Annotated in this window: 17 protein-coding genes and 1 pseudogene; 8 read left to right on the forward strand and 10 right to left on the reverse strand. The window is 68.3% G+C overall.

Annotated elements, in window-relative coordinates:
• Window positions 1–14 precede the first annotated feature (14 nt).
• The 4 genes and pseudogenes from AB0B66_RS22265 to AB0B66_RS22280 all read right to left on the reverse strand — a co-directional run bounded on the left by AB0B66_RS22265 (window position 15) and on the right by AB0B66_RS22280 (window position 5,712).
• Window positions 15–1,154, reverse strand: coding sequence for a hypothetical protein (locus AB0B66_RS22265; RefSeq protein ID WP_360532891.1), 1,140 nt, complete (start codon window positions 1,152–1,154; stop codon window positions 15–17).
• A gap of 173 nt (window positions 1,155–1,327) precedes the next feature.
• Window positions 1,328–2,701: a cellulase family glycosylhydrolase gene (locus tag AB0B66_RS22270; RefSeq protein ID WP_360533242.1), complete on the reverse strand. Its 1,374-nt coding sequence runs from the start codon at window positions 2,699–2,701 to the stop codon at window positions 1,328–1,330.
• Between the two features lie 36 nt (window positions 2,702–2,737).
• Window positions 2,738–3,202 (reverse strand): annotated as a pseudogene (locus tag AB0B66_RS22275) (CBM35 domain-containing protein); the annotation flags it as partial.
• Window positions 3,203–3,267: 65 nt separating this feature from the next.
• Window positions 3,268–5,712 (reverse strand): PQQ-dependent sugar dehydrogenase, encoded by a 2,445-nt coding sequence (locus tag AB0B66_RS22280; protein WP_360532894.1) that lies wholly within the window; start codon window positions 5,710–5,712, stop codon window positions 3,268–3,270.
• Between the two features lie 303 nt (window positions 5,713–6,015).
• Between AB0B66_RS22280 and AB0B66_RS22285 the strand changes: the two genes are divergently transcribed.
• The 4 genes from AB0B66_RS22285 (at window position 6,016) to AB0B66_RS22300 (ending at window position 12,908) form a co-directional block, all read left to right on the forward strand.
• Window positions 6,016–6,573, forward strand: coding sequence for a hypothetical protein (locus AB0B66_RS22285; RefSeq protein ID WP_360532897.1), 558 nt, complete (start codon window positions 6,016–6,018; stop codon window positions 6,571–6,573).
• Between the two features lie 116 nt (window positions 6,574–6,689).
• Window positions 6,690–7,946, forward strand: a complete 1,257-nt coding sequence (locus AB0B66_RS22290; protein ID WP_360532900.1) for a helix-turn-helix transcriptional regulator — start codon at window positions 6,690–6,692, stop codon at window positions 7,944–7,946.
• A 124-nt stretch (window positions 7,947–8,070) separates the two neighbouring features.
• Window positions 8,071–11,502: a ThuA domain-containing protein gene (locus AB0B66_RS22295; protein WP_360532903.1), complete on the forward strand. Its 3,432-nt coding sequence runs from the start codon at window positions 8,071–8,073 to the stop codon at window positions 11,500–11,502.
• 119 nt (window positions 11,503–11,621) lie between these two features.
• Window positions 11,622–12,908, forward strand: a complete 1,287-nt coding sequence (locus tag AB0B66_RS22300) for a hypothetical protein (protein WP_360532906.1) — start codon at window positions 11,622–11,624, stop codon at window positions 12,906–12,908.
• 281 nt (window positions 12,909–13,189) lie between these two features.
• Here AB0B66_RS22300 and AB0B66_RS22305 read toward each other — a convergent pair whose 3' ends face one another.
• The 5 genes from AB0B66_RS22305 to AB0B66_RS22325 all read right to left on the reverse strand — a co-directional run bounded on the left by AB0B66_RS22305 (window position 13,190) and on the right by AB0B66_RS22325 (window position 16,188).
• Complete coding sequence (locus AB0B66_RS22305) at window positions 13,190–13,813, reverse strand: AAA family ATPase (RefSeq protein ID WP_360532909.1); 624 nt, start codon at window positions 13,811–13,813, stop codon at window positions 13,190–13,192.
• A complete protein-coding gene (locus AB0B66_RS22310) occupies window positions 13,810–14,451 on the reverse strand; it encodes a 3'-5' exonuclease (RefSeq protein WP_360532912.1) in 642 nt (213 codons plus the stop codon). The genes AB0B66_RS22305 and AB0B66_RS22310 overlap by 4 nt, the downstream gene beginning before the upstream one ends.
• The gene (locus AB0B66_RS22315) at window positions 14,418–15,596 is read right to left on the reverse strand and encodes a hypothetical protein (RefSeq protein WP_360532915.1); all 1,179 of its coding nucleotides are present in this window, start codon (window positions 15,594–15,596) and stop codon (window positions 14,418–14,420) included. The genes AB0B66_RS22310 and AB0B66_RS22315 overlap by 34 nt, the downstream gene beginning before the upstream one ends.
• Window positions 15,597–15,769: 173 nt before the next feature.
• Window positions 15,770–15,985, reverse strand: a complete 216-nt coding sequence (locus tag AB0B66_RS22320) for a hypothetical protein (RefSeq protein ID WP_360532918.1) — start codon at window positions 15,983–15,985, stop codon at window positions 15,770–15,772.
• On the reverse strand, window positions 15,982–16,188 hold the full coding sequence (locus tag AB0B66_RS22325) for a hypothetical protein (RefSeq protein ID WP_360532921.1): 207 nt from the start codon (window positions 16,186–16,188) through the stop codon (window positions 15,982–15,984). The genes AB0B66_RS22320 and AB0B66_RS22325 overlap by 4 nt, the downstream gene beginning before the upstream one ends.
• Before the next feature lie 165 nt (window positions 16,189–16,353).
• Between AB0B66_RS22325 and AB0B66_RS22330 the strand changes: the two genes are divergently transcribed.
• The 4 genes from AB0B66_RS22330 to AB0B66_RS22345 all read left to right on the forward strand — a co-directional run bounded on the left by AB0B66_RS22330 (window position 16,354) and on the right by AB0B66_RS22345 (window position 19,162).
• Window positions 16,354–17,391 (forward strand): helix-turn-helix transcriptional regulator, encoded by a 1,038-nt coding sequence (locus tag AB0B66_RS22330; RefSeq protein ID WP_360532924.1) that lies wholly within the window; start codon window positions 16,354–16,356, stop codon window positions 17,389–17,391.
• 16 nt (window positions 17,392–17,407) lie between these two features.
• On the forward strand, window positions 17,408–17,740 hold the full coding sequence (locus tag AB0B66_RS22335) for a DUF296 domain-containing protein (RefSeq protein WP_360532927.1): 333 nt from the start codon (window positions 17,408–17,410) through the stop codon (window positions 17,738–17,740).
• Window positions 17,741–17,958: 218 nt separating this feature from the next.
• Window positions 17,959–18,327 carry an antibiotic biosynthesis monooxygenase gene (locus AB0B66_RS22340; RefSeq protein WP_360532930.1) on the forward strand — a complete coding sequence of 123 codons (369 nt, stop codon included), beginning with the start codon at window positions 17,959–17,961 and terminating at the stop codon, window positions 18,325–18,327.
• 178 nt (window positions 18,328–18,505) lie between these two features.
• Complete coding sequence (locus AB0B66_RS22345) at window positions 18,506–19,162, forward strand: YdcF family protein (RefSeq protein ID WP_360532933.1); 657 nt, start codon at window positions 18,506–18,508, stop codon at window positions 19,160–19,162.
• A 22-nt stretch (window positions 19,163–19,184) separates the two neighbouring features.
• On the opposite strand, the gene AB0B66_RS22350 is transcribed toward AB0B66_RS22345, so the two are convergent.
• On the reverse strand, window positions 19,185–19,757 hold the full coding sequence (locus AB0B66_RS22350; protein ID WP_360532936.1) for a hypothetical protein: 573 nt from the start codon (window positions 19,755–19,757) through the stop codon (window positions 19,185–19,187).
• Between the last annotated feature and the right edge of the window lie 36 nt (window positions 19,758–19,793).

The raw sequence follows: 19,793 nt of genomic DNA on the forward strand, positions 1-19,793 counted from the left end.
CCAGTCATCCACCGCTACAACTGCTCCTCCTTCGGCCCCTCCACCACCAGCTCCAGGTCGATGCTGCCGTCCTCGGCCGGGCTCTCCACGACGTGCGTGCCGAACCCGGACCGGGTCAGCGCCCCGAACCCGGCGAACATGTCGGCGACCGAGGTCATCGCCCGGCGGGCGCCGAGCCACCGGTTCTCGTTGTAAGCGTGGTAGGCGTCGCCGTACGTGATCCCGTCGGTCAGGCTCAGCAGCGGGCGCTTGCGGCCCGAGTTCACCTTCATGATCGCGGCGAAGCTGACCAGCATCAGGCCGAACACGTTGCCCGCCCAGGTCAGGTTGAACTCGTCCACGCCCGGAACGCTGTTGCGGCCGCCGGCCGCGGCGGTGAAGCTCACCGTCTTGTTCTTCTTGTGGTACGACTGGATCCAGCCCGTGTGCCCGTCCAGCGGATGCTGCGGCGTGGTGCTGGCCAGCCCGCCCCGGTGGATGTACAGCGGGGTCTCGATGATGAACGGGCGGCTGAAGTCGATGACCGCGTTGCCCAGGTGCAGCAGCCCCTGCGGCGGCGTGTTCGCCGCGATCATCTGCTCGCGGTGCTCGACGAGCTTGCGCTGGTCCTCCAGCTCGCCGAGCACGTCACCCTCGGCGAACGGGTCGCCGATCGACGGGCCGAACCGCTTCAGCGCCGGCACCGGGCCGCCGGCCGGCGAGAACATCGACAGCATCCCCCAGAACGGGGACCACGACGTGGTGTCCTCGAACTCCTTCTGGAACTCCTCCGGCACCGGCTGGGCGTAGGTGTGGTTGAGGTACGCGTGCTCCTTGCCCAGCCGGTTCTTACGCCGCAGCACCCAGCTGAACCCGACGAAGTAGGGGCTGCGCGGGCGGTACGTGCCGTCCTTCGCGTTCGACTGGACCTCGCACGCCTCGGCCAGCTTCGCCATGCCGGTGCCGCCGTTGTCGCACATCGCGATCGGGGCCAGCTCGGGCTTGTCGAGGTTGAACTCGGTGCCGGTGGTGTCCTTGGCCAGCTTCGTGAACGACTCCTCGTCCAGGTCGTTGACCTGCACGCCGACGAGCAGGTTCAGCTTCTTGAGATTGAGGCGATACTTCATCAGCGCGCGCTGCTTGATGAGCTGCCAGGCGGTCGGGTCGGGCTGCATGCTGCCTCCTCGGGGCGGCACGCGGTCGGAGGTGACCGCGTGTACCCGAGCAGATGAGCGGCGACCCGCGCCTGATACGGCTCGCGGTGGCGGGCATCGGACACCACCCGATGGGCTGACGGCGGGCCCGCACCACTGGTGTGCGGGCCCGCGTTCCCCGAACCCGGGCCCGCTCAGCCGGTCGGGAAGTTGTCGGCGGTGCGGATGCGGTCGCGCACCCACACCCCGGCGGCCTTGAGCCGGCTGGTCCCCGCGTACGGCCCCGTGCCGCAGGTGCCCGTGGTGAACACGGCCCCGGTGCGGAAGTCGTCGCTGAAGTTCCAGTTCGTCCAGCTGATCTTCTTGGCCGCCATCAGGTCGATGTAGGCCTGTGCCTGGGTGAAGTTGTTCGGGCCGTCGCCGGAGGCTTCCTGGGTGCCGAACTCGGTGACGAACATCGGGATCTGATCGGCCGCCCGCGACAGGGCGTTGAGGTAGCTGCTGCCGTGCGAGGCGGCATAGAAGTGGAACGTGTACATGATGTTGGTCGCGTTGACCTTATTGTTGATCACCTCGGTCTCGTTCGCGCCGTCCGACAGGCCCAATGACGACCAGGCCCGCGTGCCGACCAGCACGACCGCGTCGGAGTCGACGGCGCGGATCGTCGGGATGATCTGCTCGGCGTAGCTCTTGATCGCCGCCCAGCCGACGCCGTTGGGTTCGTTGGCCACCTCGTACAGGATGTTGGTCTTGCTCGCGTGCCGCTGCGCGATCGCGGTGAAGAACGTGCGGGCGCGGGCCAGGTTGTAGTTCGGGTCGCCCGGGGTGAGCATGTGCCAGTCGACGATGACGTACATGCCGCGCGCCGTGGCCTGCTCGATGTAGCCGTGCACCCGGTCGGTGAACAGCTGCGGGTTGGTCTCGTAGCCGTCTTCCTGGATGTACATCGACACCCGCAGCACGTCGGCGTTCCAGTCGGTGGCCAGCGCGTTGAGCGAGGAGTCGTTGACGCACTGCGGATACCACTGGATGCCGTGCGTCGACATGCCGCGCAGCTGGATCGGCTGGTTGTACCGGTTGCACAGCTTCACACCGCACACCCGCAGCTGCCCGTTGATCGCCACCGGCGTGGTGCCGGTCGGCGGACTGGGCGAGGCGCTGGGGCTGGGCGGCACTGACGGGCCGGTGCCGTACACGTCGAACTCCCACAGCGAGTAACCCCACTGGGTCGCGCGCGCCGTACCGTACACGCGAACGTAGCGGCCGTTGGCGCTCAGCCCGGTGATCGAGTCTGTGCCGCCGTTGCCGCTGGTCGTGCTGTAGACGCTGGTCCAGGCGTTGCCGTCGGCGGACACCTCGATCCGGTACCCGGTCGCGTAGGCCGCCTCCCAGTTCAGCTCGACCCGGGTGATCGCCGACGATGCACCCAGGTCGACGCGCAGCCACTGCGGGTCGACGCCCGCCGCGCTGGCCCACCGGGTCGTGGTGCTGCCGTCGACGGCGTTGCCTGCGGGCAGGGTGGTGTCCTCGACCGAGGAGGCGGTCGCGGGCTTGCCGCGCGACAGCAGCGTCTCGCTCGGCCCGGTGTTGACCTCGACGTCGAGGTAGTCGAGGTTCGCGGTGCCTGTCGCGGTCGTGGCGGCAACCCGGACCGTGTTGTTTCCGGCCGCGAGCAGCGCGGTGACGGTCTTGTTGGTCCATGTCGTCCACGCGCTGGTGGCGTTGAAGGCGCTCGCGGCGGACACGACGGTGCCGTTGACGATGATGTCGGCCGGGCGGTTCGCGCCGCTGCCGTTGGCATACCGGATGGTCAGGGTCGCGCTCCCGGCGCTGGGCAGGTTCACCGTCCACTGCACGGCCGAGCCGATCGCGTTGTCGGTGTTGACGAACCCGCTGCCGGAGTACCCGGCGTGGTTGGCTTCGACGACGCCCTGCGAGATGGTCGCCGACTCGGCCTCGTAGCGGGTCGGTGCGGCCCACGCCGGCAGGGTCGCGCCGACGGCGAGGGCGGTCAGCGTCACCAGCGACGCGGCGGCGGCCGCGCGCCACGGCCTGCTGAGGATCTTCATACACGTTCTCCAAGCTGTCGTCGGGGGTGCGGGCCCGTGGCGGTGCGGCCACGGGCCCGCACCGGTCAGGACGCGAAACGCAGGCGCACGATGACGTTGTTGAGCACCGTCGGCGTGCCGCCGTTCATGTCGTTGTTGGTCGAGGTGAGCCACAGGCCGCCGTCGGGGGTCTTGACGACGGTGCGCAGCCGGCCCCAGGAGCCGTTGAAGAACGCCCGCGGGGTGTCGGTGGTGCTGCCGGTGATGCGCATGACCCACAGGCGGGTGCCGCGTACGGCGGCCATGTAGATCCAGTCGTTGACGATCTCGATGCCGCTGGGTGAGGCGGACGCGGTGCTCCAGGTGCGCACCGGGTTGACGAAGGCCGGGTTGCCGCAGGTGCCTTCGCAGGTCGGCCAGCCGTAGTTGGAGCCCGGGGTGATGATGTTCAGCTCGTCCCAGGTGTTGTCGCCGAACTCCGACGACCACAGCCGACCCTGCGAATCCCAGGCCAGGCCCTGCGGGTTGCGGTGGCCGAGGCTGTAGACGCGGGTGCCGAACGGGTTGCCGGGTGCGGCCGCGCCGGTGGTGGTGACCCGCAGGATCTTGCCGTTGAGCGAGTTGAGGTTCTGCGAGCGGCTGCTGTCCTGCCCGTCGCCGGTGGTGATGTAGATGTAGCCGTCGGGGCCGAACTTCACCCGGCCGCCGTTGTGGAAGCGGTTCTTGGCGATGCCGGTGACCAGCGCCTCGCGCGGGCCGATGGTCCCGTTCTCGAACTTGAACCGGACGAGCCGGTTGTCGGAGGCGGCGGTGTGGAACGCGTACACCCAGTGGTCGGTGGCGAAGTTCGGGCCGACGGCCAGGCCGAGCAGGCCGCCCTCGCCGGTGGTGGTGACGGCTTCGGTGATGGTGCCGACGACGGTCTTCTGACCGGCCAGGGTCACCCGGACGATCTCGAACCGGTCGCGTTCGGCGACCAGCGCGCTGCCGTCGGGCAGGAACGCGATGCCCCAGGGCAGGTCCAGCTGCGTGTTGACGTTGCGGTCGAAGACGGGGTCGCCACCGCCGGCCTGCGTGGACGTCGTCACCGGCAGCACGGCGCTGACCGGCGAGGTGTTGCCGTTCGCGTCGTAGGCCAGCACTGTGTACTGGTACGTCGTCGCGGCGGTCAGGCCGGTGTCGGACGCGGTCAGGTCGGGCACGTCGGCGATCTGGGTGCCGTTGCGCGAGACGCGGTAGCCGCGCACGCCGACGTTGTCGGTCGACGCGTTCCAGGCGAGAGTCACGGTGCTCGCGGTGACGCCGGTGGCGCGCAGGCTGCCCGGGGTGGTGGGCGGCTGGGTGTCGGTGCTCGGCGGGGTAGTGACGGGCAGGTTGTTGCTGCCCTGCGACGGGTTGCCGGCCGCGTCGTAGGCCAGCACGCTGAACACGTACGACGTGTTGGGCTGCAGGTTGTTCAGGGCGGCGGTGAGGATGTTGCCGCCGACCTCGGCCACGACGTTGCCGCCGTTGTAGACGACGTAGCGGGCGACGCCGACGTTGTCGGTGGACGCGTTCCAGGCCAGGTCGACGCCGTTGGGGCGGACCTCGCCGACGACGCGCAGGCTGCCGGGCGCGGTGGGCGGCTGGCTGTCCGACGGGGCGGTGACCCGCAGCCGGTCCAGGTTGGGGCCGCCGTTGACGGTGGTGGCCGTCGCGCGGATCGTGTTGGTGCCGGCGGTCAGGCTCGCGGTGACGGTCTTGTCCGCCCAGGTGGGCCACGCGCCGGTGCCGGCGAAGGACAGGCCGGGCGCGGCGGGGCTGCCGTTGACGGTGATGTCCATCGGGCGGTCGATCGTGGTGCCGTTGGCGTAGCGCAGGGTCAGCGGGTAGTTGCCGGCGGCGGTCACCGAGACGGTGAACTGCACGTACGACCCGGTGACGTTGTCGTAGTTGACGAACCCGGTGCCGGTGTAGCCGGCGTGGTTGGACTCGACCAGGCCCTGCGAGATCGTCGCGCTCTCGGCCTGGTAGTCGGTGAACGCGGGCGGCGGGCCGGTGGTCAGGTTCCACTGCTGGCTGGTCAGGCCCGCGATGCAGGACCAGAGGTGCAGTTTGGCGGCGTCGGCGGTGCTGCCGCTGACGACGTCGAGGCACTTGCCGGTGACCGGGTTGACCAGGGTGCGGGCGGTGCTGCTGTAGGTCCACTGCTGGTTGGGGTTGGTCGCCGAGCAGTCCCAGATCTGCACCTTGGTGCCGTTGGCGTTGACGCCGCCCGCGACGTCGAGGCACTTGCTGCCCAGCGCCCGGATGGTGCCGTCGGTGCCGACGGTCCAGGTCTGGGCGGCGCTGGCGTTGCAGGTGTAGATCTGCACCTGGGTGCCGTTGACGGTGGTCGCGGACGGGATGTCGATGCACTTGCCGGACGCGACGCCGGTGATCGGGCCGACCGTGTCTGCGGCGGCCGGTGCGGCGGCGACGACCTCGATGGTGGCGGCGACGCAGATCGCCACGGCGAGGACGGCGAGGCGGCGCAGGGGCGGGGAGTTCATACGGGGGGCTCCGTTCCTCGCGACTGGCTCCGCGAGACCGGAAAACGGACGCTCGGGGCAGCGGGACGGCGGATGCCAGCCAAGAGTGTTAGTTAAGTTAACTTATAGACTGTGAACGATATTGGTCCACATCAGTGCGGTCAAGCCGATCAGTCCGAATTGGCATGCTCCCGGGAGATGCCGCTCCACAGGTCTGGCGTTGGCAACTACTTGCCAGGACTTGCCGAGACTGTGAACTTCCTTTAGGTTGAGCACTCGCAACGGCAGCTCAGAGTGGGTGCCGGTCAGCAAATCTGTGGTCCGGTGGCGACCCACGCGCCCACCGGACCACCCTTCCTGGAGGACGACATCACATCGACACACCGGCGGCTCGGCGCACTGGCCCTGGCCGCCACACTCGGCCTGGCGGGCTGCACCAGCGACAGCGGGGCCGCCCCGGCGGCCGCGGCGTCGCCGGCCGCCAACCCCGCGATCAGCCCCGAGCTGCCGCGCTACGTGGCCGCCGCCGACGAGGCCAACGTCCAGGGACCGGCGACGGTGATCCGCGCCGGCGCCCGGCCGACCGTGGTCGACGACAACGGCCGCGTGCAGGCGATGGTGTTGCGCGACGAGAGCCGCACCACCTTCACCAGGGGCAACTACCGGCTGACCGTGTACTGCGTCGGCGCCGGCACCCTGTACGCGCACTTCGCCATCGGCGGCGTCTCCAAGATCGAGGAGCTGCCGACCTGCGACACGGCCCGGCCGACGGTGTCGTCGGTCGAGCTGAGCCTGCCCGCGGACGCGGCTGACCTGTCCGTGATCATCATGCCGATCGGCGACGCCCAGGCGGGAGTCGCCTACCAAGTGCAGCGGCAGTGACGCCGGCACAGGCCCGGCCCGCCGGGGACCCACGGGGGGTCCCCGGTGGGCCGCGGCCGTGACGCCGCAGCGACGCGGACTTGCCAAAACTTGGCAAGTTGCGCAGCATGGGGGGCATGCCTGACCAGCGGCCCGACCACGGACGGGCCGAGAGCGCCGTGCCCGATCAGCCCGCCTTCGGCCGGCAGCTGCGCGCCCTGCGCCAGCAGCGCGGCCTGTCTCAGGCCGAGCTGGTCGGCACCGCCCTGTCCACGGCGTACCTGTCGCGACTGGAGTCGGGCCAGCGCCCGCCGACCGCGAAAGTGCTCAAGCTGCTGGCCGAGCGGCTCGGCGTGCCGGCGGACGCGTTCGCCGTCGCGCCGCCGCAGGGCCTGGGCGAGATCGTGGCCAAGGCCGCCTCCGCGCCCCGGCCCGACGACGCGGTCCCCGCGCTGCGCCAGGCCCTGGCCGAGGCCACCGCCGCCGACGCGGGCAGCCGCTGGCACGCGCTGTGGCTGCTCGCCGAGATCCACACCCGGCGGCTGGAGCGCGCCGAGGCACTGGCCGTGCTGCACCGGCTGGTCACGCTCGGCGACGACATCGGCGACCCCGAGCTGCGGGTGCGCGCCCGCAACCGGCTCGCGCTGTGCCACCGCTCGCTCGGCGAGATCCCCGCCGCGTACGCCGTGGCCCAGCAGGCCCTGGCCCTGGCCGACGAGCAGCCGGTGCCTGCCGACGACGCCGCCCGAACCCTGCTGACGCTGATCTCGGTCGAGGCCGAGCTGGGACGGCTGCCCGACGCCCGTGCCCACGCCGACGACCTGCGCGCGCTGACCGCCGACCGGACCGGCACGCTGCCGGTCGAGGCGCTGTGGACCGCCGCGACGGTCCGGATCCGCCAGGGCGACGACGCGGCCGCGCTGGAGCTGCTGCACCAGGCGCTGCACCGGCTGGACAGCCACGACGACCTGGTCCTCTGGCTGCGGCTGCGGCTCGCGGCGGCGTCGCTGTGCCTGCAGATGACGCCCCGCCAGGTCGAGGAGGCCGCCGCGCGGCTGGACGAGGCGCACCCCGCCGTCGCGCTGGTCGGCACACCACTGCACAACCAGGAGTTCCTGCTGCTCAGCGCTCAGCTGGCGTACCAGCGGGGACGGGACGAGGCGGCCGAGGCGGCCTGCGCGGGTCTCGCGCCGACCGAGCACCTGCTGACCTTCCGCGACCGGGTCCGGCTGCACCTGCTGCGCAATCAGCTCCTGCTGCGCCGGGGCGAGTCCGCCACCGCCCTGGCGAACCTGCGCGACCTGGCCCGGCAGGCACACGAGGCGGCCAACATCGACCTGGCGGCCGAGATCTGGCGAACCATCGCCGAGGCCCCCCACCAGCCCGCTTCCTGAACCACCGTCCGGCAGGCCGGCGCCCCACCCATTGACGCATTCGCTGTCACCAATTTACGATGGCCACCTTCGGCGACCAGCAAGCGCTTTCCATCCTGTCCGTCCCCCATCCGGGAGCGCCCGTATGAGACGCCGTCGCATCATCCTGCCTGCCATCGTCACGCTCGCCGCCCTGGTCCTGTCGACCTCGGTCGCCGGACCCGCCTCCGCCGCACCCCGATTCCGGGTGCTGGTCTTCTCGAAGATCACGAACTTCTACCACGACTCGATCCCCGCCGGCATCGCCGCGATCCAGCAGCTCGGAGCCGCACACAACTTCGAGGTCGAGGCGACCACCGACGCCGCCGCGTTCACCGACGCCAACCTGGCCCGGTTCGACGCGCTGATCTTCAACAACACCAACTCGACGCCCGCCTCCGGAGCCCTGCTCGACGCGTCCCAGCGGCTCGCCCTGCAGAACTTCATCCGCGCGGGCGGCGGCTGGGCGGGCCTGCACGCCGCGTCGGCCAGCGAGCGCGACTGGACCTGGTACGACGGCCTGGTCGGCACGATCTTCGACTACCACCCGGACTTCAGCGCGACCGGCGGGGTGTACCCCGGGCGGATCAAGGTCCTCGACCGCGCGCACCCGTCCACCCGCAACCTTCCTGAGCTGTGGGAACACAGTGAGGAGTGGTACAACTGGAAAACCAATCCCACCGGCCGGGTGCACACCCTCGCCCAGATCAAGGTCCGTGACGGCATCTCCGGCCTCGACGAGGGCGTCGACCACGCGTACTCGTGGTGCCAGAACTACGACGGCGGCCGGTCCTGGTTCACCGCGGGCGGGCACAGCAGCTCCGCGTTCAGCAACACCCTGTTCCTGGAGCACCTGCGCTGGGGCATCGAGTGGGCCGCGGGCGCCGTCGCCGGCGACTGCAGCGCCACCCAGAACGGCCAGTTCCAGCGCGTGCCGCTGGTCGACCAGGACCTCGCCGACCCGTTCGAGCTGGCCGTGGCACCCGACCGGCGCGTCTTCTACATCCAGCGCACCGGCGCGGTGAAGGTCGTCGACCAGGCCACCCTCGCCGTCACCACGCTGATCGACTTCGCGTACACCCCGGCCCAGACCAGCCAGTCCGACGGGCTGCTCGGCCTGACCCTGGACAACAACTTCGCCACCAACAACTGGCTGTATCTGCTGTGGTCGGACAAGACCCTGAACCAGCTCAACCTGTCCCGGTTCACCGTCACCGGCGCGACGGTCGCGCTCAGCTCCGAGAAGCGGCTGCTGACCATCCCGACGCTGCGCGGCGAGGCCCGCGCCAACTCGCACATGGGCGGCTCGATCGCCATGGGCAAGGACGGCAACCTGTACGCCGCGATCGGCGACAACACCGACCCGTTCGAGTCCAGCGGCTACACCCCCATCGACGAGCGGTCCGGGCGGCGCGCGTTCGACGCCCAGGGCACCTCCGGCAACACCAACGACCTGCGCGGCAAGATCCTGCGCATCCGCCCGCAGGCCGACGGCACCTACACCGTCCCGTCAGGCAACCTGTTCGCACCGGGCACGGCCAAGACCAGGGCCGAGGTGTACGCGATGGGCTTCCGCAACCCGTTCCGCATCACCGTCGACCCGTTGACCAACGCGGTTCTGGTCGCCGACTACGGCCCCGACGCCACCGCCGCCAACGCCAACCGCGGCCCCGAGGGCACCGTGGAGTTCAACCGGGTCACCAGCGCCGGCAACTACGGCTGGCCGTACTGCATCGGCAACAACATCGCCTTCAACGACTACAACTTCGCCACCAGCACGTCCGGGGCGAAGTTCAACTGCGCCGCCCCCGTCAACAACTCCCCCAACAACACCGGCCTGACCACCCTGCCCGCCGCCCGCCCCGCCCTGGTCTGGTACGCCTACTCCGCCTCGGCGCAGTTCCCCGAGGTCGGCACCGGCGGCGGCGGCCCGATGAGCGGCCCCGTCTACGACTACGACCCCGCCAACCCCCGCATCTCGAAGTTCCCCGAGTACTTCGAGGGCAAGTGGATCGTCTACGAGCTGACCCGGCAGTGGTGGAAGACCCTGTCGCTGCACAAGACGGCGCAGACGTTCACCGACCCGCGCTTCGGGCCCACCACCGTCGGCGGGCTGCAGTCCATCAACGGGATCTTCGCCGGAATGAGCTGGATCCAGCCGTTCGAGGCCGAGTTCGGACCCGACGGGTCGCTGTACGTCATCGACTTCGGGGCCGGGTCCGGCAGCGGACGCGGCGGCTCCAACGACGGCGCGGGCATCTACCGCATCGACTACGTGGCCAACGGTGTCCCGCCCACCGCGAAGATCACCACGAGCCGGGACAACGGCCCCGCGCCGCTCGCCGTCACGTTCTCCAGCGCCGGCTCCGTCGGGGCGACCAGCTACGCGTGGGACTTCGACGGCAACGGCACCGTCGACTCCACCGCCGCCAACCCGTCCTACACGTACACCACACGTGGCCGGTTCAGCGCCCGGCTGACCGTCACCGGCGCGGCCGGGCTGACCGCCGTGGCCAGCACCGAGATCACCGTCGGCAACACCCGCCCGACCGTCACCATCAACGTGCCGCAGGGCGGCTTCTTCGAGTTCGGCGACCGCATCCCGTACACCGTGACCGTCACCGACCCCGAGGACACCACCATCGACTGCAACCGGGTCGTGGTGCAGACCCTGCTCGGGCACGACTCCCACGCCCACCCGCTGGACAACTACGTCGGCTGCTCCGGCACCCTGGTCACCGAGTCCGGCGGCGGCGACGGGCACGGTCCCGGCACCAACCTGTTCACGCTGATCAGTGCGCAGTACACCGACGCCGGTGCGACGGGGGTGCCCGCTTTGGTCGGCTCGTTGCAGGTCGAGCTGCAGACGCGCAGCATGGAGGCCGAGCACTTCGACGCCTCCTCCGGGGTGAGCGTGCTCGACCGGGCCACGGCACAGGCCGGACGCCGGCTCGGCGACATCGACAACGGCGACTGGATCAACATCGGGCCGGTCAACCTGCAGAACATCAGCGGTGTCGTGGTCGGGGCCAGCTCAGCGGGCACCGGCGGGACCATCGAGTTCCGCAACGGCTCGCCCACCGGCGCGCTGCTGGGCACGGCGACCATCCCGGTCACCGGCAGCTACGACTCGGTGATCTCGCCGACCGTGCCGCTGACCAACCCGGGCGGGACGTTCACGCTGTACCTCAAGTTCGTCAAGTCCGGGCAGACCGGCGACCCGGACATCATGGCCCTGGACTGGCTGCGGTTCAACGGGCGCGGCGTCAAGGTCGAGACCGGCGCGACACTGACGGTCGGGGCCACCCCGACCACCGGGACCGGGCCGCTCACCGTCAACTTCACCAGCACGTCCACGGCCCCGCCCGGCCGTACGATCGTGGACCGGGAATGGCGCTTCGGCGACAACACGGCCACCGTGCATGCCGCCACGGCCAGCCACGTCTACAGCCGCAAGGGCACCTACACCGCCTGGCTGACGCTGACCGACAGCGCCGGCGCGACCCACTCCAGCAGCGTGGTGATCACCGTGAACTGACGCGCCCCTGGCCGGCGGCCTACCGCGAGGTACGGCCGCCGGCCATCCGCTGCGCGAAGAAGTCGCGCGCCGACCTCATCCGGGGACTTCGCTTCCGCCGACTGTTCTAGACTCCGCCGATGGCTGTGGACGAGGACGTTCGGTTGGGGCGCATCGCCGACAAGCTCGCGATGGCACGCGCCATGCCTGAACTGCTCACAGCCTTCGGGGTCGAGGGGCACGAGTTCGTGCTCGAACCACCGGCGACCGAGGCAGCAGTGTCCGCCTTCGAAGCCCGGCACGAGGTGGCCCTCCCTGCGGCATACCGGTTGTTCCTCACCGAACTGGGTGACGGTGGCGCCGGGCCCGGTTACGGACTGGGGCGCCTCGCAGCCTTGTGCGACAGGAGCTGTCACCACCCGGGGCACCTGGCGCAAGCCAGTCCCTATCTGCCCGGACGCCGGTATCTCGATGACTGGGAACAGCGCCACGAGGACCCACCAAGCCCCGACCGGCTCTTCATGCCAGGCACGCTGCAGATCGTCAGTCACGGTTGCTCCCTTGCCACCCGGCTTGTCGTGACAGGGCCCGCACGGGGACGGCTGATCAATCTCGACTACGACGGACCCCTCGGCCCGTACGTGGTCGAGGATGCCGACTTTCTGACCTGGTACGAACGATGGCTCGACGAGCTCGTCGCCGGCTTCGACATGGGCTGGTTCGGCGAGCGGCTGCCGCTGGACCAGCCCGACCTGATCACGGTGCTCACCGACGACCCGTCACCCCACCGGCGTCTCCGGGCTGGCGAGTCGCTGATGCAGCAACCGAAGATCGGCGAAGCCGCCTGGACGGCACTCGCGCACGCCGTGACGGCAGACCCTGACCCGACGGTACGCGCTGCGCTGCTGCACGACCTGACCGAGCAACGACGCGACGAACGACGTCGACCGGACCCAGCTTCGGCCGACGCGAACGAGGTCGCGCGATACGCGCGTTCGTGTGACCCGCCAGGACTCGAAGCACTCGCCATACAGCGCGTGTTGACGTTGGACGACATCGTTCCAGAACTCGACAGTGGCGACCTCGAACGGTCCCGCTACGCCGCGTACATCCTCGGCAGGGACTTCCCATGGACCAGCCAGGAGAAGGTGCTGCAAGAATTGCTCGACAGCGTCGCTCGGCGGCTTCTCGCGGATCCTGACCCCCTCACCCGCTCTCACGGCGTGGTGGTGGTCAATCGTTTCGATCTCGACCATCTTCACCCCATGCTGCGCGAGTCGCAGGAGTGTGAAAGCGATCCCTGGGTGTTGCACTACATCGACTGGTGCCTGACCAGGAAGGCACGCCTTGCCGCGTACTCCGACGACCCCTGGGCCGCCGACCCCCTGGCCTCATCCAACCCCTGGGAATCTGCGCCCCCGTTTTGATGCTCTCAAGTCGCCCTCCGACGGTCGGATGTTCATCTCCGCTGATCAGGGCGATGGAGACGGCAGTTGCGGGTTCGACGCAGCAGAGGAAGCGGCACCGAAGTGTTTCGGTCGGCGGGTTAGCGGGTTGGCGGCTTCGACCGCGATCAACGAGCGCATCGACGAGAGGTACGCATCGAGCCCATTCGACTCGTAAAGTCGGGCACAACGGCACGGCTTCAGCGTCCGGGGGCGGCACGAGGGAACCGCCACCCGGACGCGGGCCGTCACCTATGAGCCGCTCAGGCATCGGCGAGGTTCTGTATGGGAGACGCCTGAGCTGGTACGGCAGGGCGGCGGCTGAGCACGTAGTCCAGTACCCGTTGTACGGCTGCTTCATGGTTGTGCGGGGTCAGCGGCTCGCCCGGAATGCCCAGCTCGTTGAGGACGTCGGTGATGCCCTGTGCAGCCATCGCCCGGAAGCGGCCGTCAGGGTCGCGGGGCTTGTTCGTCCCAAGCGGGATGGATGGGTCGAGCTGTGCAGAGAAGATGAGGTCGTAGGTTTGGGCGTGGTGGCCGGAGAGCGCCAGCAGGTAGGAAGCCCACCGTCCCGGGGCCGCGTCGCCACGGTAGGCCAGCGCGGCTCGGTAGTAGCCGAGCGCGTCGGGTACGGGCCGGTCGACGAGGACGACATCCGCGTCGAGCCCCGCTACCAGCTCCCGCGATATGCCAGCGGTCATGATCCAGAGCGTGCTTTCGGGAACGTGGTTGTAGAGGATGGGAAAGCCGAGGTTCATCGCCTCTTCGCCGAGGTCGGACACCACCGTGACGCGGATGGCGCACTTCTGGAGTGCCGAGCTGACGGCCGTCACGAAGGTGGTCTTCCCGGTCGAGTGGGTGCCTGTGACTGCGATCTTGATGGTCACCAGAGTGTGCCTTCCTGCGAGATGAGGGGTCGGCTGGGCAGGGTGGAGCCGGGCAGGCTCGCCCAGTCGAAGAGGGTGTCGCGCGCGTCGGTCGCCTCGGCGAGAACCGCGAACAGGCGAGCGGTGGCGTAGGCGTCGAAACCTGCGCGGTGGCGCTTACCGCGTTCATCCGCGAGGACGATCTGAGCGTGCGCCAGCAGGGGGTCAAGGCCGTAGCCGCCGAGTCCGGGCCACACCTTCTTGGCCAGCCGCATGGTGTCCAGGATCATGGGCGGCTGCCACTCGGGCAGTTGGACGCCGAGGACCTTGCGCTCGACGCTGGCGTTGTGGGCGATCGGGATACGGTCGCCGAGTGAGTCGAGGAGTTCGTCGGCGAGTTCCTCGATCGACGGGGCTTGCGCGACATCGGCGTTGGTGATGCCGTGGACCTTCTTGGTGACGAGCTGTGTGATGGGCTGGGACGGCTTGATCAGCCACGTATGCGGCTCGCCGACGATCGTCAACCCGTCAAGGTGCACCAGGGCGATCTCCACGACTTCGGGTGTCGGCTGCCCGTTGCCTTCGACATCGACCACGACGAAGCGGAGATCGTCGAACTCCGGTGTCATGTGGTTGCTCCCTCGGGTCGCGGTGTCCATCCGATGTCGGCCCGCCCGTGCCGGCGAAGGTGGTGCGGTTTGTCGACATCGTGCACCTGATAACCGAGCGTGTGCTGCATCAGATACCGCGGCTGTTCGCTCAGCCCTTCGACGACCACGGCCCGGTCGTTGATCTCGACCAAGCGGCACCCTAGGTCGGCGGCCATCTGCGCTACGCGGGCGGTGTCCGGTCGCTGCCAGGCGTCGGCGCATCGGCCGACCTGGGCGACAGGGCAGATGTCGCACAGTTCGCGGATTCCGTAGTGGCCGTTGTAGTCGGCCACCTGGTGCGCGTAGGCCACCCCGCAGCTCGTCTTGCGAAACAGCGGGGCGCGAAGTCCGTCGTCACTCATGAACGTGGACAGGATCCGCGTCTCAAGGTCGCCGGGGAAGATCTTGCGGCGGGCGGTCTCGCCGTAGGGCTCCGGGAGTCCGTGCGACCGGTAGTAGTCCTGGATCTGCTGACGGTAGAACAGCCCCGTGTAGACGACCGCGTGAGCGCTGGCCGACAGCTCCCGGGCTCGGCGGATGTGCTCGTCGGTGTCGTTGAGCCCAGGGACGATGGGCCGCCAGTAGAGGACGGTGCGGTAGCGCTCGGCCAGCCGGTACGCCGTACACAGCGACTCGGCGGCGATTCTGGAGTCGACTGGCTCGACGCGCCGATCATCGATGCCGGAATGGGTGACGAGTAGCGTGATCTTGATGTTCCGGAACGCGTTGAGCCGCTGACAGTCGTCCGGCTCGACTCTCCACCGGGTGATGACCAGAACGTGGTTTTTCAGGCCCCGATCGTCGAGCAGCTTCAGGACACGGAAGGTATGCGGTTTGACCTGCGGGAGCATGGGATCGGTCGCGCGGTTGAAGAACTGGATCGGCGTGATGTGCGGCTGAAAGTACCGGTGCCCGACCAGCATCTCGACCGCTTCCTCGTCACCCATGAGCGCGCGAGGAATCTTCATCTCGTAGTTGTGGAACAAGTGCCGCACGCAGTACGCGCAATCCAGCGGACAGCCCACCACGTGGTTGAGGCTGAGCCCGGACTTGCGGTACTCGATCACATCCCGCAATGCCGGCATGAGTTCGGCCTGCTGCTCGCCTGTCAGTACCGGTAGGCGACCGGGCGTTCTTCTCGTTCCAGTGCTCATCGCTGCCTCCATGCAAGGACATGGCGAGGACCGGCGTCGCCAGCGGCGTGCCGGAAATGCGTGATGGGGCGCTACCTGATGGTCATCTGGCTACGGTTCACAGGGACCATGAGATCCCTGCTGACAGGCTGCCAGCTGGTCATACCTATCTGGCGGTTCGACAGTGCCGATGCTCACGTGTCGGGGAAGCGGCCGAGCATTTGGCCGGGGAACGGATAGACGGTGCCGCCGACGCCCGGCCCTTCGGTAATCACAACCTTGGGCAGCCCGGTGTTGGGGTTCACCCCGACGATCTCGCCAGCCGAATTCGGGGAGATGTCGAGCCTCACCCGGTCACCGACACTGACGCTCGCCCCGCCGACGATCACCCAATTCGTACGCGAGGTCACCGGAGCCCCCTGAGCCCCGTGATGACGGCCCGGTAGAACCCGGTGGGCTGTGCATACCACGGCACTTCGTCGCTCGCGAAGCCCAACTCCTTGTTCTTCGCGGCAACCGCTGCGGTCATACGCTCGGCTACCGGATGCACCTGCTGGGTGGGCCAGTCGGCCCAGTTCGGAAAATTACTCTCGTCGGTTGAACTCGCGACCATGGTTGATGTCCTCCCCTGCGGTGCTTATGGTCTGGTTAGGGCAGCGGAGCGGATGGATGCTTGGATCGCCTCCGCCCCGCGCCTGCACTCAGAGTCACCCGAGCCATCGGGGTGAGTCACTAGGACCGGCCACCGCACGTTATTTGCCGCAAGGGGGGTGCATAGATGGTTGACGGGGCTGACCTGCGTCGAGCGCGCCGGTATGTCGATGTGACGTTAGAGCATCTGGCCAGCCAGGGAGGCAAATCGCCGGGCCATCTGTCCCGCGTCGAGGGCGGTCGGCGTGAAGTGACCCCGAACATTGTGGCCCTGTACGAACGCGTCCTAGGTTTCAGGATCGGTGGCCCGGATGATCCGTCGGTCCCTACGGTAGGGGATGTGGATCGCAGGAGCGCACTCAAGTTGGCCGGGGCCGCCGTATTCGGTGGCGCGGCGGTCGAACCCGTGGTGGCCGAGGTTGAGGACACCGCCCAGTGGCTGGCCTGGGAAATCTGGCACCGGGCCAGCGGCCCGGCGATCAGCGAGGCAGTTGTGCCCGGCGAACGCATCCCGGCCATGCGTCAGCTCGTCGCCGTCCGCCAGGTTCTACGCGACCCAGACGGCCTACTTCGGTTCTCCGTGCCAGGCCTGATCGACTTCCATATAGCGTCGCGGGTGTTCGGCGGCATTGCCACGGGTCGGCGCGGCGACCTGGAAACAGTGCAGACCAGCCACGAGACGGACCAGATCATCCGCGGCTTCGTCGAGCGCGACACTACGGCGGCTGACACGCTCGGCCATTGGATGCGGGCAGGCGCTACACCAGTGCTGCGAGTCAACTCCGCCGGCATCCTCGCCAAGCTGCGCACTCCGGAGGCAGCCGATGCCGTCGCAGGTGCGTTGCGCACCGATGAAAGTGCACGGCACCTCTACCTGGCGGCGGTCGCCCACCGGGTGCTGGGCCTGCCTTGGAATGACGCTCTCCGCTACGCCGCGACTCCTTCGTACACCGAGGACTACGCCGCCAGACTGGTCAACGAGCTGTGTAATCCGCGCGATCCAGCCGCCCGATGGTGCTCCGCGGTGCTGCTCGGCCACATGAACATCACCGACCGCGACCCGGTCAAAGCAGCTATCGCCGAGAACCTCCGTACCGAGGACTCCCGCGAGAACCTGCGCACGATGGCAGCGCTCCTCGCCGAGGCCGATCCCGTAACCGCCTAACCCGAAAGCGAACCCAATGATCCTCGTCTCCGTCCAGCCTGGCCAGGAGGTCATGGCAACCATCACCGCCGAACTCGCCCGTCTGGGCGTGGCGAACGGCGCCGTCGTATCTCTCATCGGAGGGATCGATGCCTGCGTGATCTCCAACATGCCAGCAGATGACGCGACCAAGGACATCTTGACCGCGTACGAGCAGCCCTTCGAGTTGACAGGAACCGGTGAGATCAAGGACGGCAAGCCGCACCTGCACGTAGTGCTTGGCAAGGAAGGTGATGGGGCGCTCGCCGGTCATCTTCACGAGGCGCACGTGCGGACGTTCTTCGTCAACGCCTACGTCCTGCCGCTTTAGGTTCTTTCTCACGGCACATGTCGTCGGGCAGGCCTCGTCGTCCAATCCGCCTTCCTGGGCGCGTGACCGTCACTCCCGTGATCTAGCCTGCGCCGGTGAGCCGCTGCTACCTGCGGATCCGTTACGTGGCGGTCGGCAACGCGATCACCCTGCGACGCAGGATCTTCAACGTGAATGCCCAGATGAACAGTTGCCCAGGCACGCAAGTACCATAAGCCGTGACTACTCCTTACGGACACCGGCCTGAGCCGCCGTACCATGTCGCCATCTTCACGATCACGCCGAGCGGAACGGACCCCGAAGGCTACGCGGCGATGAACGAACGGATGGTCACCCTGGCTGAAGCACAGCCCGGCTACCTGGGCCGGGAGTCGGCGATCCTGCCGGACGGCAGCGACCTCGTCGTCATCTACTACACCGACGCCGAATCGATCCATGCCTGGAAACAGAACCCCGAGCATGTGCTGGCACAACAGCTCGGCCGGCAGAAGTGGCTCGCGCGTTACCGCGTCGAGGTGGCGTATGTCGAGCGCGCGTACGAGTTCACCGCAAGCCCATGCGCGGATGCGGAACGAGATGCCGAATAGGGCAGCGGCAGCCCTCTGAGGTCAGCTGACTCAGCGCGAAAGCATCCAGTGGCTATCAGCCTTCGATTCCGTCCACCGCGCGCGCCATCCTGCCGTGGTAGAACCGGGCTTGGCAAAGTTGGCAGCCACTGGTTGAACCTGCCGCGTGCACGGCGACGGCGGACTGAGGGATGTTCACATGACAGCGACAAGCCTGTCGCCGGCCATCCGCGATGACGTGAAGGCCCTGTGGGATTACCACGACATGCACCACGATGCTCGACGATGCGATGTAGGGATCGGCCTCGGCAGCCATGACCTCGGTGTGGCGATCGTGGCTGCCGAGCTGTTCAACGCCCGAATGTTCCCGCGGTTGATCTTCAGCGGCGCGAACGCGCCCACGACCATCGAACGGTTTCCGCAGGGCGAGGCAGTGGCTTACCGCGATTACGCGATAGCGCAGGGGGTGCCCGAGGACGCCATCCTGATCGACGCCAAGGCGACGAACACCGAGCAGAACCTCAGGTTCTCCCGTGCGCTGCTGGCGGAGAGAGGCATCGAGGCGCGATCGGTGCTGCTGATGTCGCGCCCGTATCAGCAACGGCGGGCTTACGCGACGTGCAAGAAGGTGTGGCCCGAGGTCGATGTCGTCTGTCGGTCCCGGTCGCTCTTGCTTGACGACTATGTGGCGAGCATCGGCGATGCGAAGAAGGTGGTCGACATGCTGGTCGGTGACACGCAACGCATCGAGGTGTACGCCGAGCGCGGGTTCGCCATCGCTCAGCCGATTCCGAGCGAGGTCAGAGCCGCATTTGTTCGTCTTGTGGCGGCGGGATACACGAGCCGACTGGCGTAGTCACCGACGTCGACCGCGATTATCACCCGTGGCGAAGGGTGCAGGCCGGGCACACCTCGATCTCTCGGAGCCGGGCGAGTGCCCATAGGTCATGCGAGGGAAGCACCCGCTCCGCATCGCGTGACAGACAATCCGGCGCTGTTGCTCCGCTGACCGCGTGCGCCACTGCACGATGCCCGTCCGGCACGATGAGTGAGACGTTGCTGTAGTCGTCCGCTATCGGCCCGCCGTCAACAGTGGTGCATTGGATGGGATTGATGATCTCGTACCAGATCACGAGATCGGCCTGGTGGATGGCACGCGCGATAGTCCTGGGGTCTACCTTGGTGGTGTTGAACCAAAGCAGGGGGTCATGGGCATGGTCGCGTTCATCCCCTGGCCGGTACAACTCCACTACCTGCCACGTCATATCCCGTGCCGCCGCGCGAGCGTCGTCTGCCTCGGCTCCGTCCGCGCGCCGCACGATGGGAACCTGGCCCGACACCGGCGCTGCATCATCGACCGGACAGTACCGCGGATCAAGCTCGCGCAACGCTTCCGCCACCGTGTCCGCCCCCTGTCCATACAGGATGACGCCCCGCCGCTCACCATTCATCCGCATATTCTCAGCGGGCCGATACCCGGATGCCAC

It is taken from the genome of Catellatospora sp. NPDC049111 (assembly GCF_040648615.1).
GTDB lineage: Bacteria > Actinomycetota > Actinomycetes > Mycobacteriales > Micromonosporaceae > Catellatospora > Catellatospora aurea.

Bases quoted from the DNA above. Each gene is read 5' to 3' on its own strand.
- AB0B66_RS22280 (WP_360532894.1), bottom strand. From the start codon at position 5,712: ATGAACTCCCCGCCCCTGCGCCGCCTCGCCGTCCTCGCCGTGGCGATC.
- AB0B66_RS22290 (WP_360532900.1), top strand. From the start codon at position 6,690: ATGCCTGACCAGCGGCCCGACCACGGACGGGCCGAGAGCGCCGTGCCC.
- AB0B66_RS22295 (WP_360532903.1), top strand. From the start codon at position 8,071: ATGAGACGCCGTCGCATCATCCTGCCTGCCATCGTCACGCTCGCCGCC.
- AB0B66_RS22265 (WP_360532891.1), bottom strand. From the start codon at position 1,154: ATGCAGCCCGACCCGACCGCCTGGCAGCTCATCAAGCAGCGCGCGCTG.
- AB0B66_RS22350 (WP_360532936.1), bottom strand. From the start codon at position 19,757: ATGAATGGTGAGCGGCGGGGCGTCATCCTGTATGGACAGGGGGCGGAC.
- AB0B66_RS22325 (WP_360532921.1), bottom strand. From the start codon at position 16,188: ATGGTCGCGAGTTCAACCGACGAGAGTAATTTTCCGAACTGGGCCGAC.
- AB0B66_RS22300 (WP_360532906.1), top strand. From the start codon at position 11,622: ATGGCTGTGGACGAGGACGTTCGGTTGGGGCGCATCGCCGACAAGCTC.
- AB0B66_RS22335 (WP_360532927.1), top strand. From the start codon at position 17,408: ATGATCCTCGTCTCCGTCCAGCCTGGCCAGGAGGTCATGGCAACCATC.
- AB0B66_RS22315 (WP_360532915.1), bottom strand. From the start codon at position 15,596: ATGAGCACTGGAACGAGAAGAACGCCCGGTCGCCTACCGGTACTGACA.
- AB0B66_RS22345 (WP_360532933.1), top strand. From the start codon at position 18,506: ATGACAGCGACAAGCCTGTCGCCGGCCATCCGCGATGACGTGAAGGCC.
- AB0B66_RS22330 (WP_360532924.1), top strand. From the start codon at position 16,354: ATGGTTGACGGGGCTGACCTGCGTCGAGCGCGCCGGTATGTCGATGTG.
- AB0B66_RS22310 (WP_360532912.1), bottom strand. From the start codon at position 14,451: ATGGACACCGCGACCCGAGGGAGCAACCACATGACACCGGAGTTCGAC.